The following is a 15,743-nucleotide window of genomic DNA, read 5'->3' as shown; positions in this document are numbered from 1 at the left end:
CCACCACCCCTACTCCCGGCGACCACCGGACGACCCGCGGGGCGGGCGGGGGGGGGCGGGCGCCGCGCCCCGGGCCCCCCCCCCCCCCCCCCCCCCCCGGCCCCCCCGTGCCCCCCCGGGGGCGGGCGGGGGGGCCCCCGTCCGCCGCGCCCGTACCCTCCACCCATGTCGTACCCGCTCCCGCCGCCCGGGCCCCTGCCCCAGCAGGGCCCGCCGCCGCAGCCGGGCCCCCGGCACCGCTCGGTGCCCGCGCCGCGCACGGCACCGGGCCGGCGCGCCGACCCCCGGGACGACGCCGTCGCCGCGCCGGCGGACGTCGAGCTCGACTCCTACCTGGCCGCGCTCGCCCCGACCACCGACGACCCCTCGCTGACCGGGGGCTTCGGCCACGCCCAGGTCTTCCAGCTGCGGCTGCCCGCGCTGCGCATCGAGCAGCTGCGCCGGATCGCCCAGGAGCGCGGGGTGTCGCCGGGCGCGCTCGCCGTCGACTGGGTGATCGACCGGCTCGACCGCGAGGACACCCCGACCGGGCCGTTCGCCGTCGTCGAGGAGGCCGAGAAGCGCCGCCGCAGCCCGCTGCGCAAGCTGGGCAGGCGCTCGCGCCGCGAGGACTAGCTGCCGCCGCCGCTCAGCGGCGCGGATCGGGCAGAGTGGCGACCAGGAACGGGGTCGGCTCCGGCAGCGCCCCCGCGCCCGACATCGGCCCGAGGGGCAGCGGTCTGCGCGGCTCCCGCACGCCCGCCGAACCCCCCAGGCCGTCGTCCGGGTCGTCCGGGTCTGCGAGCGGGAGGACGTCGAGGACGTCGAACGGGTCGACGACGTGCGCGGGCACCGGGTCGCGGCTCTGCCGTCCCGGCCGCCGCTCCGGTCTGCGCCTGCCACGGGCCATGCCTCGAGTGTGCCAGGTCACAGCCGAGATCGCCGCGGGCGGCGCTCACCGCCCCGGCGCCGCCCGGGCGGCCGGGGTCTCGCCGAGGCAGGGGCTCCCGCTGAGCCGGGTGATGTCCACCGCGTCGGCCAGCGCCTGGTAGCCCGCCGCCGACAGGTGCAGCCCGTCGCCGGAGTCGTACGCGGGGGCCAGCCGGTCGCGGTCGGCCGGGTCGGCCACGGCCGCGGCGAAGTCGAAGACCCCGTCCGACATCAGCGGGCCCTGGGCCCGCATCCAGGCGTTGACGGCGTTGCGCGTGCCGATCGCGCCCCGGGTGCCGTGCGCGCCGGCGGTCGACGGCGTGATCGTGGTCAGGTAGATCCGCCTGCCCTCGGCCCGGGTGCGGGCCACGTACTGGCGCAGGCCGTCGACCACCTCGGTCGCGTTGTGCCCGACGGCGATGTCGTTGGTACCGATGTGCAGCACCACGTCGGTGGCGCCGGAGGGGTCGAGCACGTCGCGCTCGAAGCGGGTCAGCGGGGAGTCGCCGTCGCGCTCCGCGTCGTCGGCGAGCAGGCGGTTGCGGGAGATCCCGGCGTTGAGCACCACCATCCGGGCCCCGGGCAGCGCCGCGGGGTCGGTGAGCCTGCGGGTGAGCGCGTCGGTCCAGCGCTCGTCGACGTCGACGCCGCTGCCCACGCCGTCGGTGATCGAGTCGCCCACGGCGACCAGCGCGTTGACCGGGCGGGCGGTGAACACGTCGAGGCCGGTCAGCACCGACCAGGAGTTCACGCTGTCCGGGAACGCCGACGCGTCGGAGAGGGTCGCGTCCCCCGGGCCGGACCGGAACGACGTCCGCAGCGCCACGGCATGCCGGGTGATCCGCTCCGGGACGGTGACCAGGAAGACGCTGACGGCCAGCGCGATGCCGGACTCGGCGTGCAGCGGCACGGGGTCGCTGACGACCTCCTCGCCCGCCGGGATGACGACCCGCGGCTCGTCGGTGAACGTGACCGTGCGCTGGGTGCCCTCGGCCAGGGCGGCGCCCTCGCCGGCGCGGGCCACCGAGACCGCCCCGACCTCCAGCGGGGTCGCGCCGTAGGCGTTGGACAGCCGCAGGCGCAGCTGCGAGCCGCTGACCTGCGGGAGCACGATCATCCGCAGCGTGGTCCCGGCCAGGCCGTCCTCGGTGGCGGCGGCCTGCGGCGCGGCCTGCCAGCCGGTGATCCACGCCGGGGCGCAGGCGATGACCCCGGGCGCGGCGCCCGCCTGGGCGACCGGCCCGACCCCGTAGGAGCCCGGTACGGCCAGCACCAGCCCGGCGAGGCAGGAGGCCGCCACCGCCAGGCCCAGCTGGAAGCGGTCCACGACCGGACGCCACCCGACCGGACGGCCATGCCTGCGCCCCATCAGCCCGCTCACCCCCCGCGCGATGTCGCGCCCGCGCGATCCCAGCCGCTTGAACCCGAACGCCGACGCGGTTCCCGCACCGTCCACACCAAGCGACATGCACTACATGTAGGCCTATCGTCACATATCGTTACGCCGTACAGCAGAGCGGGCATGCAGTAGCCGGTGGAACGGGCTACTACACCCGCCAATCGGGGAGGGCGCGGGGCCGTCGGAGGCCGATCGGCGCTCTACGGACCTGCCCGGCGGAGGGCGCGCGTCCTAGGGTCGGGTCGAGCACCCGGGCCGCGGGGTCCGGCGCGACGGCGAGGAGGCCAGGCGTGGGCGCCTACGAGGACGTCTTCCGGTCCAGCACGGACGACCCGGAGGGGTTCTGGCTGGCCGCGGCCCGCTCCCTCGACTGGCACGTCGAGCCCACCCGCGCCCTGGACGGCGCCCGGCCGCCGTTCTACCGCTGGTTCCCCGACGGCGAGCTCAACGTCTGCCACAACGCCCTCGACCGCCACGTCGACGCCGGCCGCGGCGAGCAGGCCGCGCTGGTCTACGACTCCCCCGTCACCGGCACCAAGCGGACCTACAGCTACGCGCGGATGCGCGATGAGGTGGCCCGGTTCGCCGGCGTGCTGGTCGGCCTCGGCGTCGGCCGCGGCGACCGCGTCGTGATCTACATGCCGATGGTCCCGGAGGCCGCCGTCGCCATGCTGGCCTGCGCCCGCATCGGCGCGGTGCACTCCGTCGTGTTCGGCGGGTTCGCGGCCAAGGAGCTCGCCGTCCGGATCGACGACGCCCGGCCCACCGTGATCGTCTCGGCGTCCTGCGGCATCGAGGGCAAGCGGGTCATCGAGTACAAGCCGCTGCTCGACCGCGCCATCGAGCTGGCCGCGCACCGGCCCGCCAAGCGGGTGATCCTGGCCCGCCCGCAGGCCACCGCGCAGATGGGACCCGACGACGTCGACTGGGCCGGGGCGATGGCCGGCGCCGAGCCCGCCGCCTGCGTGCCGGTCAAGGCCACCGACCCGCTCTACGTCCTCTACACGTCGGGCACGACCGGGAAGCCCAAGGGCGTGGTGCGCGACGGCGGCGGCTACGCCGTCGCACTGGCCTGGTCGATGCCCAACGTCTACGACGTCGGGGCCGGGGAGACGATCTTCACCGCGTCCGACGTCGGGTGGGTCGTCGGGCACTCCTACATCGTCTACGCGCCGCTGCTGGCCGGCGCCACGACCGTGCTCTACGAGGGCAAGCCGGTGGGCACCCCGGACGCCGGGCAGTTCTGGCGGGTGGTCGCCGAGAACGGCGTCAAGAGCATGTTCACCGCGCCCACCGCGTTCCGGGCGATCAAGAAGGAGGACCCGGAGGGCAAGCTGCTCGCCGAGTACGACCTGTCCGGACTGCGGTACCTGTTCCTGGCCGGCGAGCGGCTCGACCCGGAGACCTACCGGTGGGCGTCGGAGCTGCTCGGCATCCCGGTCATCGACCACTGGTGGCAGACCGAGACCGGCTGGCCGATCGTGGCCAACCCCGCGGGCATCGAGCTGCTGGAGATCAAACCGGGCTCCCCCACCCGCCCGCTGCCCGGCTGGGACGTGCGGGTGCTCGACGGCTCCGGCAACCCCGTCGAGCCCGGCACCGACGGCGCCATCGTGGTGAAGCTGCCGATGCCGCCGGGCTCGCTGCCGACCCTGTGGAACGACGACGAGCGGTTCGTCCGCTCGTACATGTCGACGTTCGACGGCTACTACCTCACCGGCGACGGCGGGCGCATCGACGCCGACGGCTACGTCTACGTCATGGGCCGCACCGACGACGTCATCAACGTGGCCGGGCACCGGCTGTCCACCGGCGGCATGGAGGAGGTGCTCGCCACGCACCCCGCCGTCGCCGAATGCGCCGTGATCGGCGTGGCGGACGCGATGAAGGGCCAGGTGCCGCGCGGGTTCGTCGTGCTCAAGGCGGGCGTCCAGGTCGACGAGGAGCAGCTGCGCGCGGAGCTGGTGGCGCTGGTGCGCAACCAGGTCGGGGCGGTGGCCTCGCTGAAGGACGTCGCCGTCGTGCCCGCCCTGCCCAAGACCCGCTCCGGGAAGATCCTGCGCAAGACGATGCGCGGCATCGCCGACGGCGCCGACGAGCCGGTCCCCTCCACCATCGACGACGCCGGCGTGCTGGACGCCCTGCGCCCGGTCCTGCGCCGCACCTGAACCCTGGCGGTGCGGGTCACCTCTGTTACCCGCGCTCCGCCACCTTTCAGTGGTCCCTGTACCGCCGATCAGCGCAATCTGGCGGGATCACGTCACCGGGCTGTTAACGCCGGGCGGGGCCGGCGTGATGGTCCGGGGGACGGCCGCTGCCGCGGCCCCCGCCCCCGCCCGGGCCACCCCGCCCCGAGAGGACGCCGAAGTGCGCCTGTGCGTATCCCGCCGAACCGCCCTCGTCTGCGCCCTGATCAGCGCCGGGGTCGCCGCCGGCATGCTGACCGCGACTACCGCCTTCCCACCCGACCCGGGCCCGTCCGCGGCCGCCACCGTCCGCGTGCCCCAGCACGGCCCGGCCACCACCGCCGGCCGCTGACACCCGGGTTAGGTCACCCAAAGCCCTGGTGAGGGTACCCGTACCCGGTACCCCGGCTTCCCGCCCGAGCCGGGCGGGTGCACCATGGGGTCATGAAGGTCGTGGTCGACTTCGATCTGTGTGAGTCCAACGCCATCTGCATGGGCATCGCCCCCGAGGTGTTCGAGGTACGGGACGACGACTACCTCTACATCCTCGACGAGAACCCGTCGGAAGAGCTGCGCCCCAAGCTCGAGGAGGCCGTCAAGGCCTGCCCGCGCGCCGCGATCCGGCTCGAGGGCTGACCGAGCGCTCCTGCTCGACCGCCGGGCGGCGGTCCCGGGACGCTTCCCTCGCCCTGCTTGAGCGAACGGCGCGCTCGGCCAAGCACGTGGGTCGAGCGCCCCTCTCGCTCGGGTGGATGGCACGAGAGCCACTCTCGCCCCGCCACGTGGCACGAGAGCCACTCTCGCCCCGCCACGTGGCACGAGAGCCACTCTCGCTCGGCTACCTGGAACGAGAGCCGCATTCGCCCCACTATGTGGGACGAGAGCCACTCTCGCTCGGCTATGTGGGACGAGAGCCAGATTCGCCCGGCTATGTGGGACGAGAGCCGCTCTCGTCTGGGGCGCAACGAGAGTCGCGCTCGTTCTACCGGGCGCGACGGGAGTCGCGCTCGTTCTACCGGACGCGACGGGAGTCGCGCTCGTTCTACCGGACGCGACGAAAGCAGTGCTCGTCCCGCCCGATGCGGCGCGCAGCGCCGGAGGCGAGGAGCCCCGGGGCGCGTCAGCGCCCCGCTCCTCTCCCGAGGCCCCTGCCGTCACGTCGGCACGCTCAGCGTGCGCGCCCGGAAGGCCCCCGCACCCTCCGCTGCCGACCGCAGCGCGTGGATGCCAGCCGTGCGGGGGTTTTCCCGGGCGTGCAACCCTGGGCGGGTCGGCGTGAGGGCAGGGGCCGGACCCCTGCTCGATCCGAGGTCGCCCGCCGCGCAGGCGCGCTCTTCACCTGTCCATGAGCTGAGCCTCGGGCCGGGCGCGCCGCCCGCCAACGCTGCGGCCTACTGCGCCTCCGGCGGCGCCTCCGCGGCGGACGACCTCAGCTCCAGCAGGGGGTGGGAAAGTGCTCCCCTGCCGCCACCTCGACCCACCCATCGAAACACCTCCGACACCGACCCACACCCCACCACCACCCGCTACCGCAGGCGCCGGACCCCGCCGCTTCCCGGCTCCGCTCCGCTGCGCCGTCCGCGGCTCCGAACACGTGGCGGGGTGCGGGCCGGCGCCGGAGGCGCTGCGCCGTGCGCGCCGAGGCGACGGCAGGGGAGCACTTCCGGGGGTGAGGTGGGCGCTACGCGCCCCGTGCCTCGCCCCGCTCGCGGTGCTGCGCGCCGCCTCGCCGGGGCGCGAGCGCGACTCTCGTTGCGCCCGGTCGAGCGAACGCGACTCTCGGCCCACCGCGAGCAAGTGGCGCGTCCGCCCAGCCTCGTTGGGCGAGCGCGACTTCGTTGCGTCCTGGGGAGCGAGCGCGACTCTCGTTCCGCCCCGAGGAGCGAGCGCGACTCTCGTTCCGCCCGGCGGCGCGAGCGCGACTCTCGTTCCGCCCCGAGGAGCGAACGCGACTCTCGTCCCACCGCGAGCGAGTGGCGCGTCCGCCCAGCCCCGTAGGGCGAGCGCGACTCTCGTTGCACCCGGTGGAGCGAACGCGGCTTCCGTTGCGCCCTGCGGAGCGAACGCGACTTTCGTTGCGTCCGGCGGGGTGAGCGCGACTCTCGTCCCAACCGGCGAGCGAGTGGCGCGGCGGGCCAGTCTCCTTGGGCGGGAGCGCCGTTGGCTCAACCCGGGCCGGAGGGGCCGGGCGAACGAGTGGGGCGGTGCCCAGCCTGGTCGGCCCAGCGCGCCGTACGCCCAACCGGGGTGAGGTCGGGCGGGCGGGTGGCGCGTTCGCCCAACCTGCTGGTCGAGGGCGCCGTTCGCCGGCGGCCGGGCTCGGTGAGCCGGTGCGGTTGGGGTGGGGTGGTTGCCCAGCGGGCGGGGAGGGCTGAGGATCAGCGGGGACCTGCCGCACGTCGAGGAGAGCCGATGACCGCCGACCAGAGCGTCTGGAACACCCCGCTGACCCCGCTGGCGTTCCTCGACCGCTCCGCCAAGGTCTTCCCCGAGCGGACGGCCATCGCGTACGGCGAGCGGCGGCACACCTACGCCGGGTTCGCCGCGGAGGTCAACCGGGTGGCGCACGCGTTGCGCGGCTCGGGGGTCTCGCGGGGCGACCGGGTCGCCTACCTGCTGCCGAACGTGCCCGAGATGCTGGTCGCGCACTTCGCGGTGCCGCTGGCGGGGGCGGTGCTGGTGGCCGTCAACACCCGGTTGTCCACCGACGAGGTGCGCTACATCCTCGACCACTCGGGGGCGAAGCTGCTCGTCGTCGACGCCGCGCTGCACCCGACGGTGGCGCCGGTGGCGGGGGCGTTGAAGACCGTCGAGGAGATCATCACGGTGATCGACCCGGTCAGCCCGGGCGACGGCACCGGCAGCGGCGTCACCTACGACGACCTGCTCGCCCGCGGCAACGACGAGCCGCTGCCCTGGAGCGTGGCCGACGAGACGTCCTGCATTTCGATCAACTACACGTCGGGGACGACGGGGCGCCCCAAGGGCGTCATGTACTCCCACCGCGGCGCCTACCTGAACTCGTTCGGTGAGGTGGTGCACTCGGGGCACACGTTCGACAGCGTCTACCTGTGGACGCTGCCGATGTTCCACTGCAACGGCTGGTGCACGCCGTGGGCCGTCACCGCGATCGGCGGCACCCACGTCTGCCTGCGCGAGGTGCGCGGTGACGTCATCTGGGAGCTGATCGCGCAGCACGGCGTCACGCACCTCAACGGGGCGCCCACCGTCGTCACCACGATCCTGCGCGCCCCGGAGGCCGTCGAGCTCGACCGGCCCATCACGATCACCACCGCGGGCGCGCCCCCGTCGCCGACGACCATCGCGCACGCCGAGCGCATGGGTTTCCGGATCGTGCACGTCTACGGGCTCACCGAGACCTACGGCCCGTACTCGGTCAACCAGTTCCAACGGGAGTGGGCCGACGTGGAGGGCGACGAGCGGGCCCGGTTGCAGGCCCGCCAGGGCGTGGGCATGGTCTGCGCCGACGAGCTGCGCGTCGTCGACGCCGCGATGAACGACGTGCCCGCCGACGCGACGACGATGGGCGAGGTCGTCATGCGCGGCAACAACGTCATGCTCGGCTACTACGACGACCCCGCGGCCACCGAGAAGGCGTTCGAGGGCGGCTGGTTCCACTCCGGCGACCTCGGCGTCCTGCACCCCGACGGCTACGTCGAGCTGCGCGACCGGGCCAAGGACGTCGTCGTCTCCGGTGGGGAGAACATCTCCACCATCGAGGTCGAGCAGGCCATCGTGTCGCACCCGGCGGTGCTGGAGGCGGCGGTGATCGGCGTGCCGGACGAGCAGTGGGGCGAGCGGCCCAAGGCGTTCGTGGTGCTGGCGCCGGGGCAGAGCGCCACCGGCGAGGAGCTGGTCGAGCACGTCAAGACGAAGATCGCCCGGTACAAGGCGCCGCGCGAGGTGGAGCTGGTCGAGGCGCTGCCCAAGACGTCCACCGGCAAGGTGCAGAAGTTCGAGCTGCGCGAGCGGGAGTGGGCCGGGCAGACCAGCCGCATCCAGGGCTGATGGACTCCTGGACGGAGGTCGCCGACCGGGTCTTCGTCCGTCGCCACCGCAGCCTCGACCTGAACGTGACGCTGGTCGTCGGCGACGGGGCCTGCCTGGTCGTCGACACCCGCTCGGACGAGGTGGAGGGCGCCGAGCTGGCCGCCGCCGTGCGCACCGTCACGCCGCACCCGTGGACGGTGGTCAACACCCACTTCCACTACGACCACGCCTTCGGCAACGCCGCCTTCCGCCCGGCCCCGATCTGGGGGCACCGGCGCTGCGTCGACGTGCTCGCCGGGCCGGAGGGCGTCGCGATGCGCACCCGGATCGCCGAGCACCACCGCGCGGCCGGCCGCGAGGAGGAGGCCCGGCGGATCGAGGTCGCCGAGCTGGTCGCGCCGGGCGCCGCCGTCGACGGGGCGGCGACGCTCGACGTCGGCGGGCGGTCGGTGCGGCTGCGCCACCTGGGCCGCGGGCACACCGACAGCGACCTGGTCGTCGTCGTGCCCGACGCCGACCTCCTGGTCGCGGGCGACCTCGTCGAGGAGGGCGCGCCGCCGCAGTTCGGCGACGGTTACCCGCTGGACTGGCCGGCCACGATGGACGCCCTGCTGGAGCTGGTCGAGGGCCCGGTGGTGCCCGGGCACGGCGCCGTCGTCGACCGGGGGTTCGTCGCCGGGCAGCGCGCCGAGCTGGCCCGCCTGGCCGACGTGGCCAGGGCCGGGCACGCCGAGGGCCGTCCCGCCGCCGAGACCGCGCGCGAGCTGCCCTACTTCGGGACGTTCGCGCTCCAGGCCGTCGAGCGCGCCTACCTCCAGCTCGCGGCGCCCTGACCCGCCCGCCCTGACCCGCCCGCCCGCCCCGCCCCGCCCCGCCGTCAGGAAAGCCACCATCCGGACGCCAGGTGTCCTGATGGTGGCTTTCCTGACGTTCGGGGGGCGGGTGGGGAGGAGGGGGGTGGGTCACATCGGGGGGCGACCGGCGGGTAGCCGGTTAGCGTTGCTCACATGTCGGGTGCCGTGCGCGCGGCGGCCGGGGCCGTCACCACCACCACGGTCTGCACGCTGCCGGTCTTCCTGACCGGTGGGCTGACCGTCCAGATCTCCGCCGAGCTGGGCTTCGACCCCGCGGGGCTGGGGGTCGTCGTCGCGCTGTTCTTCGCGGTCAGCGCGCTCGCCTCGCTGCCGAGCGGGTGGCTCGTCGAGCGGTTCGGCTCGGTGCCGACCAGCCGGGCGGCGGTGATCGGGGCCGCGCTGGTGATGACCGCGATGGCCGTGCTGGCCCGGTCCTACGCCGCGCTCGTGGTGATCCTGCTGTGCGGGGCCTGGTGCAACGTGCTCGGCCAGCTCGCCTCCAACCTGACGCTGGCCCGCTACGTCCCCGCCTCCCGGCTGGGGCTGTCGTTCGGGGTCAAGCAGGCCGCGATCCCGCTGGCGACCCTGCTGTCCGGGGCCGCGGTCCCGGCGGTCGCACTGACGGTGGGCTGGCGGTGGGCGTACGCGATCGGGGCCGGGCTCGCGCTCGCCGCGCTGCTGCTCACCCCGCGGGAGAGCATCCGGCGCGAGCGGACGCGCGGCGACGGCGAGCTGGCCAAGGCCGCGCTGTCGGTGATCGGGGTCGCCGCCGGGCTGGCCGCCGCGGCGTCCAGCGCGCTGGGCATCTTCCTGGTGGCCTCGGCGGTCGACCGCGGCGTGGACGCCGGGCTCGCCGGGCTCACGCTGACCCTGGGCAGCGTCGTCGGGCTCGTCCTGCGGCTGCTGCACGGCTGGGCGGCCGACCGCCGCTCCGGCGGGCACATCGCGGTGGTCGCGGGCAGCCTCGTGCTCGGCGCGGGCGGCCTGGCCCTGCTGGCCGTGCCCGGCACCACGGCCCTCGTCCTGGGCACCGTGCTGGGGTTCGGCCTGGGCTGGGCGTGGCCGGGGCTGCTGCAGTTCGCGGTGGTGCGGCTCAACCCGTCGGCCCCTGCGGCCGCGACGTCGATCGTGCAGGTCGGCGTGTACGGCGGCGGCTTCATCGGGCCGATCGGCTTCGGCTTCCTGGCCACCCACCTGTCGTTCCCGACCGCCTGGTTGATCGGCGCCGGGACGATGCTGGTGGCCGCGGCGCTGATGGCCGTCGGGCGGCGGATGCTGGTGGCGCACGGCGTGGCCCGCGAGGCCGCCCTGACCGGCTGATCCGATCCTGGTCTTGACCCGGCCGTTCGACGCCCCTTTAATAAACCGGCAGTCGGTTTATTAAAGGAGGCGGCGATGGCCCGGACCGTCGACCCGCAGCTGCACGCGGCCCGCCGCGACGCGATCCTCGACGTCGTCGAGCGCCTCGTCGTCGAGAAGGGCTTCGACCGGCTGACCATCCAGGACCTGATCGCCGGGACCGGCATGTCCAAGGGCGCCTTCTACCACTACTTCGCGGCGAAGTCGGACGTGCTGGAGGCGCTGCTGGAGCGCAGGCTCGCGCGGTGGGAGGCGGCGCTGGCCCCCGTGGCCCGGGGCCCGGGCGGGCCCCGGGACCGGCTGCGGGCGCTGCTGCGCGAGCTGGGCGGGGCCAAGTCGCGCGACCGGGCCCTGCTGGTCGAGGCGCTGCGCAGCCTCTACTCCGACGACAACGCGCTGGTCCACGCGCGGACCCGACGGGCAGCCGCGGCCCGGTTCGCCCCGCTGGTCGAGGCACTGGTCGTGGAGGGCGTCGCGGCCGGTGAACTCGCCGTGCACGACCCGGTCGGGGCTGCCCGCGTCGTGCTCTCCCTCATGCAGGAAGGCGCCGACCAGATCGGGCTGGCGCTGCTGGGGATCGCCGACGGCGCCACCACCGCGGCCGAGCTCGACCGCACCGCCCTGGCCTACCAGCGGGCCATCCACACCACGCTCGGAGCGGCCCCCGGCTCGCTCGACTTCATCGACCCCGCGGACCTGAGCGCATGGGCCGCCGCCGCGACCGGACACGGAGGACGACCATGAAGCTGCACGTGCTGCACGTCGGTGACACCAAGGTCCCCTACGGGCAGTTCTACGGCGGCACCGACGACCAGTGGGTCGGCGTCCGCGGGATGCTGCGGTTCCTGCGGGACAAGAGCCACTTCATCACCGTGCCCATCCACGCCTTCCTGGTCGAGCACCCCGAGCACGGCGCGCTGCTGGTCGACACCGGCATCACCTGGCGCCAGGCCCACGACCACCGCGCCTACTACGACGGGCCGCTGCTGCGCGCCGCCTTCGACGAGGACGAGTACTCGCTGGAGGAGGGCCAGCAGCTGCTGGGCCACCTGCAGCGGCGCGGGCTGACCGCCGCGGACGTGCGCACGGTCGTGCTGACCCACCTGCACGAGGACCACCTCGGTGGGGTGCGGGACCTGCTGGGGGCGCGGTTCCTGGTGTCGGCCGACGACTGGTCCGCGCGCAACCTCGGGATCTTCCCGTTCCGCCGCACGCCGTCGCTCAAGGGTGTGCTCACCGACCCGGAGCAGGTCCGGTTCACCGGGCCGCCGGTCGGCCCGTTCCCCGCGAGCCACGACGTCCTCGGCGACGGCTCGGTCGTGCTCCTGCCCACGCCCGGCCACTCGGCGGGGCACCTCAGCGTGCTCATCGACGGCGGCGACTGGCGGGTGCTCTGCGTCGGCGACACCCTCTACACGCTGCGCCACCTGGACAGCGACCGGATCCGGCCGATCATGCTCGGGCGGCGGGCCCGCGACCGCCAGCTCGACTCGATCGAGCGCATCCGCCGGTTGCGCGCCGAGCTGCCCGGGCTCGTGCCGGCGCCCGGGCACGACCACACCGAGTACGGCCGGGCGCTGGAGCGGATCTTCCAGGGCGACCCCGACCCCGCCGCGCTGGCCGGCCTGCACGCCGTCGAAGCCGCGCTGGTGACCCCGGACGGCCGGCTGGCCGGCCCGTCGCGACCCGCCTACCGGCCGGCCCCCGCGGGCAGCGCCGTCGGCACCGTCGACTTCGGTCGTGGGTGAGTCTCCCGGTCCGGACCGGGAGACTCAGTCACGACCTTCGAGGTAGGCGACGAGGGCGTCCAGGGCGGCCGACGTCGAACCCGACAGCACCTCCATCGGCTCGTCCCCGTCGAACTGCAGCCGGGCGACGCGGTGGTGGTCGGCGGCGTCGAGGGCCAGGAACACCGTGCCCGGCTCCCGCCCGTCCTGCGGGGAGGGGCCGCCCGCCCCGGTGACCGCGACGGCCACGTCGGCCAGCAGCATCTCCCGGGTGCGGCGGGCCATGGCGCTGGCCGCCTCGGCGTGCACAACCTCCTCGGTGGGCACGCCCAGCACCTCGTGCTTGACCTCGGTCGAGTAGGCGACCACCGCACCCCGGTACCACTGGCCCGCCTGCTCGGCGGCGGCCAGCGCGGTCGAGATCTGGCCACCGGTCAGCGACTCGGCCACGGCCACCGTCAGCCCGCGCTGCACGGCCAGCTCGGCCACCCGGGCCGCGGCCCGCTCGTCTCGCGTCGTCACCGTCGAATCCACGCAGGCTCGGTACCCGATTCCGGGCGCCCTACCCCGTGAGCCTGCCGGCGAGCGCGATCGCGTCGCGGGGGGCGTGGACCTTGGCGTCGTTGTCGAAGTAGCCCACGACGTCCAGGCCGGCCTCGCGCCAGCCCCGCATCCGCTCGGCCATCGCGTCGAGCACCTCGGGCGGGTAGCCGCCGGCGTAGAGCTCGCCGTAGCCGTGCATCCGCAGGTAGACCAGGTCGGAGGTGACCTGGTCGAAGGTCGGCCAGGTGCCGGCCGAGTCGGCGATCACCGTGGCCACACACTGCTCGCGCAGCAGGGCGGCGAACGCGGGATCGCGGAAGCTCTCGTGCCGCGGCTCGACGGCGTGCCGGATCGGCCGGTCGGCGTCGACGGTGAGGTGGTTGCGGCCCTCCAGCCGCTCGTCGTGCCCCGCGGCCAGCTCCGCGGCGGCGGCGGTGCCGCGCGGCAGCTGCTCGAGGAAGCCGCCCAGCTTGTCGGCGTCGAACCGCATCCGCGGCGGCAGCTGCCAGAGCACCGGGCCGAGCTTGGGGCCCAGCGCCAGCACGCCGGAGGCGAAGAAGTTGGCCAGCGGCGTCGCGACGTCGCGCAGCTGCTTCATGTGCGTGACGAACCGCGGCCCCTTCACCGCGAACAGGAAGTCCGCCGGGGTGCGCCGGGCCCACGCCGCGTAGCTCTCCGGGCGCTGCAACGAGTAGAACGAGCCGTTGATCTCCACCGTGTCCACCAGCGAGGACAGGTGCTCCAGCTCCAGGCGCTGGGGCAGGCCCGGCGGGTAGAAGTCGCCGCGCCACGGCGGGTAGAGCCACCCCGAGGTACCGATCCGGACCCGTGCCACCCCGGTGAGCATTCCAGCGGCGGGGCAGGATGGCCGGGTGGACGCAGCAGCGCTCGGGAAGGCCGCGCAGACGGCGCTCGACTGGCCCGTGGACAACGCGGCCGTGGCGGTCGTCGGCGCCGACGGCGCGGTGCTGGCCACCGCGGGCGAGCAGGACCGGGTGTTCCGCCTCGCCTCGGTGACCAAGCTCCTCACCGCCTACGCCACCCTCGTCGCGGTCGAGGAGGGCGCCGTCGAGTGGGACACGCCGGCCGGGCCGCCCGGCTCGACCGTCCGCCACCTCGTCGCGCACGCCTCCGGGCTGCCGTTCGAGGCCGGGGCCAGCGCCCTGCGCGTGCAGGCCGAGCCCGGCACCCGGCGGATCTACTCCAACACCGGCTTCGAGGTCCTGGCCACCACCATCGCCGAGGCCGCGGGCATGTCCTTCGCCGATTACCTGCACGAGGCGCTGTGCATCCCGCTCGGCCTGGCCTCGACGCGCCTGGAGGGCTCGGCCGGCGCCGGGGCCGCCTCCACGGCGGCCGACCTCTCCCGGTTCGCCGCCGAGCTGCAGGCCCCGACCCTGGTCCACGCCGACACGCTGCGCGACGCCGTCCGCGTCGCGTACCCCGACCTCCCCGGCGTGCTGCCCGGCTTCGGCCGTCAGGACCCCAACGACTGGGGCCTGGGCTTCGAGCTGCGCGACGGCAAGTCCCCGCACTGGACGGGCTCGACCAGCTCGCCGTCGACGTTCGGGCACTTCGGCCAGTCCGGCACGTTCCTGTGGGTCGACCCGGACGCCGGCGCGGCGGCGGTCGCGCTGACCGACCGCGACTTCAGCGAGTGGGCCCAGCGGGCCTGGCCGGTCTGGACCGACGCCGTCCTGGCCGCCCTGCGCGGCTGACCGCTCGGTAGCGCGCCCGGGGCGCGGCGGCGGGCGGCGTCGAGCGGTGCGGGGCCGGTGCGGCGGGAGCCGGGGGAAACCCGGGTGCCGGGGCGGGAATCATCGGGCACCCTGGTCGGTTGTGCTGGGCGTCCGGATCGAGCGACCTGTGTCCCCGGGTCTCACCCAGAAGCCGGCGGGGAGCACCGCTCACGCGGGGGCCCCGCCGCGCCGCGCGCCGCGAGGCGACCAGCGCTCGGTCCGGACGGCACGGCGGCGGGAGCCGCGGGAAGCTTCCCGGGGTCCCCGTCGTTGGAACGACTGTCCGGACCGGGCGATCTGTGTCCCCGGGTCTCATATGCAAGAGCCGGCAGGGAACACCGCGGTGGCGACACCGGCTGGAGCCCTGCCGCGCCGTTCGCCGCGAGGCGACCAGCGCGCGGTTCGGACAGCAGTTCGGTGGGGTCCGCGGGAATCTTCCGGGGCTCCCCACCGTTGGAACGAGTGTCCGGGCCGGGTGACCTGTGTCCCCGGGTCTCATTACGAAGAGCCAGTGCGGAATACCGTTCGGCAGGAGCCGCACTGTGCCGGCCGCCGCGAGGCGACCAGCACCTGGCTCGGACGCCCCATCCCCTCGAGCATGCCGCGCCCGGCGCCTCCACCGCCGTGCGGCGCGGCCGCCCGGGCGGCGCCGCCCCCGACGGCGCCGCCCCCTCCGGCCCGCAGTGATCGGGGAACTGCTCCGCTCGCGGGCGGGGAGAGACGAGGAGCCATGAAGGGCGACCGGGTAGAGATCGTCATCGACGCGGGCAGCGGCACCACGCGCACCTACGACGTCATCGCCACGCGCGCGGGCCGCCGCGTCGTGACCACCCACTCACGGGGCACCGTCGAGGTCAGCGAGGTCACCCGAGGGGGCAGCACCGTGCGCACCGCGCGGTTCCTGGCCAACCGGGTCCTGGCGCTCGTCGAGCACCCGGCGGCCGACGAGCCGGCGCCCGACGAGATCACTCCCACCCTGCGCACGGCGTAGCCCGAGAAGAAGGCACACTGCGAGC

General features: G+C 74.9%; 14 protein-coding genes. 10 read left to right on the top strand and 4 right to left on the bottom strand.

Going from position 1 to position 15,743, the window contains the following annotated elements; translation table 11 throughout:
• Positions 1-165 precede the first annotated feature (165 nt).
• Entirely contained in the window at positions 166-615 is a 450-nt protein-coding gene (locus KDL28_RS19525) for a hypothetical protein (RefSeq protein ID WP_252440707.1), read from the top strand.
• Between the two features lie 13 nt (positions 616-628).
• Here the strand turns inward: KDL28_RS19525 and KDL28_RS19520 are convergent, their stop codons facing one another.
• Positions 629-889 (bottom strand): hypothetical protein, encoded by a 261-nt coding sequence (locus KDL28_RS19520; protein ID WP_252440705.1) that lies wholly within the window; start codon positions 887-889, stop codon positions 629-631.
• Positions 890-934: 45 nt separating this feature from the next.
• Positions 935-2,236, bottom strand: a complete 1,302-nt coding sequence (locus KDL28_RS19515; protein WP_252440703.1) for a GDSL-type esterase/lipase family protein — start codon at positions 2,234-2,236, stop codon at positions 935-937.
• 362 nt (positions 2,237-2,598) lie between these two features.
• Here KDL28_RS19515 and KDL28_RS19510 point away from each other — a divergent pair, with 362 nt between their 5' ends.
• From KDL28_RS19510 to KDL28_RS19480, 7 genes are all read left to right on the top strand, one after another.
• Entirely contained in the window at positions 2,599-4,476 is a 1,878-nt protein-coding gene (locus KDL28_RS19510; protein ID WP_252440701.1) for a propionyl-CoA synthetase, read from the top strand.
• Between the two features lie 462 nt (positions 4,477-4,938).
• Positions 4,939-5,130 (top strand): ferredoxin, encoded by a 192-nt coding sequence (locus KDL28_RS19505; RefSeq protein ID WP_252440699.1) that lies wholly within the window; start codon positions 4,939-4,941, stop codon positions 5,128-5,130.
• A gap of 1,776 nt (positions 5,131-6,906) precedes the next feature.
• Entirely contained in the window at positions 6,907-8,523 is a 1,617-nt protein-coding gene (locus tag KDL28_RS19500) for an acyl--CoA ligase family protein (RefSeq protein ID WP_252440697.1), read from the top strand.
• Complete coding sequence (locus KDL28_RS19495; protein WP_252440695.1) at positions 8,523-9,338, top strand: MBL fold metallo-hydrolase; 816 nt, start codon at positions 8,523-8,525, stop codon at positions 9,336-9,338. Before KDL28_RS19500 ends, KDL28_RS19495 begins: the two co-directional genes overlap by 1 nt.
• Positions 9,339-9,512: 174 nt before the next feature.
• Positions 9,513-10,679 carry an MFS transporter gene (locus KDL28_RS19490; RefSeq protein ID WP_252440693.1) on the top strand — a complete coding sequence of 389 codons (1,167 nt, stop codon included), beginning with the start codon at positions 9,513-9,515 and terminating at the stop codon, positions 10,677-10,679.
• A gap of 75 nt (positions 10,680-10,754) precedes the next feature.
• A complete protein-coding gene (locus KDL28_RS19485; RefSeq protein ID WP_252440691.1) occupies positions 10,755-11,462 on the top strand; it encodes a TetR/AcrR family transcriptional regulator in 708 nt (235 codons plus the stop codon).
• Positions 11,459-12,466, top strand: a complete 1,008-nt coding sequence (locus KDL28_RS19480; protein ID WP_252440689.1) for an MBL fold metallo-hydrolase — start codon at positions 11,459-11,461, stop codon at positions 12,464-12,466. The genes KDL28_RS19485 and KDL28_RS19480 overlap by 4 nt, the downstream gene beginning before the upstream one ends.
• Positions 12,467-12,490: 24 nt before the next feature.
• Here KDL28_RS19480 and KDL28_RS19475 read toward each other — a convergent pair whose 3' ends face one another.
• Together KDL28_RS19475 and KDL28_RS19470 are read right to left on the bottom strand one after the other, a co-directional pair.
• On the bottom strand, positions 12,491-12,967 hold the full coding sequence (locus tag KDL28_RS19475) for a CinA family protein (RefSeq protein ID WP_252440687.1): 477 nt from the start codon (positions 12,965-12,967) through the stop codon (positions 12,491-12,493).
• Between the two features lie 40 nt (positions 12,968-13,007).
• The gene (locus KDL28_RS19470; protein ID WP_252440685.1) at positions 13,008-13,835 is read right to left on the bottom strand and encodes a DUF72 domain-containing protein; all 828 of its coding nucleotides are present in this window, start codon (positions 13,833-13,835) and stop codon (positions 13,008-13,010) included.
• Positions 13,836-13,860: 25 nt separating this feature from the next.
• Here KDL28_RS19470 and KDL28_RS19465 point away from each other — a divergent pair, with 25 nt between their 5' ends.
• Both KDL28_RS19465 and KDL28_RS19460 read left to right on the top strand, forming a co-directional pair.
• Complete coding sequence (locus tag KDL28_RS19465) at positions 13,861-14,706, top strand: serine hydrolase domain-containing protein (protein WP_252440683.1); 846 nt, start codon at positions 13,861-13,863, stop codon at positions 14,704-14,706.
• Between the two features lie 751 nt (positions 14,707-15,457).
• Entirely contained in the window at positions 15,458-15,718 is a 261-nt protein-coding gene (locus tag KDL28_RS19460) for a DUF8836 family protein (RefSeq protein ID WP_252440681.1), read from the top strand.
• Positions 15,719-15,743: the final 25 nt, after the last annotated feature.

Origin of the sequence: Pseudonocardia humida (assembly GCF_023898865.1) — a bacterium.
Taxonomy (GTDB): Bacteria; Actinomycetota; Actinomycetes; order Mycobacteriales; family Pseudonocardiaceae; genus Pseudonocardia; species Pseudonocardia humida.
Note: the sequence above shows the minus strand (reverse complement) of the source record. Positions and strands in the feature narration are given on the sequence as shown.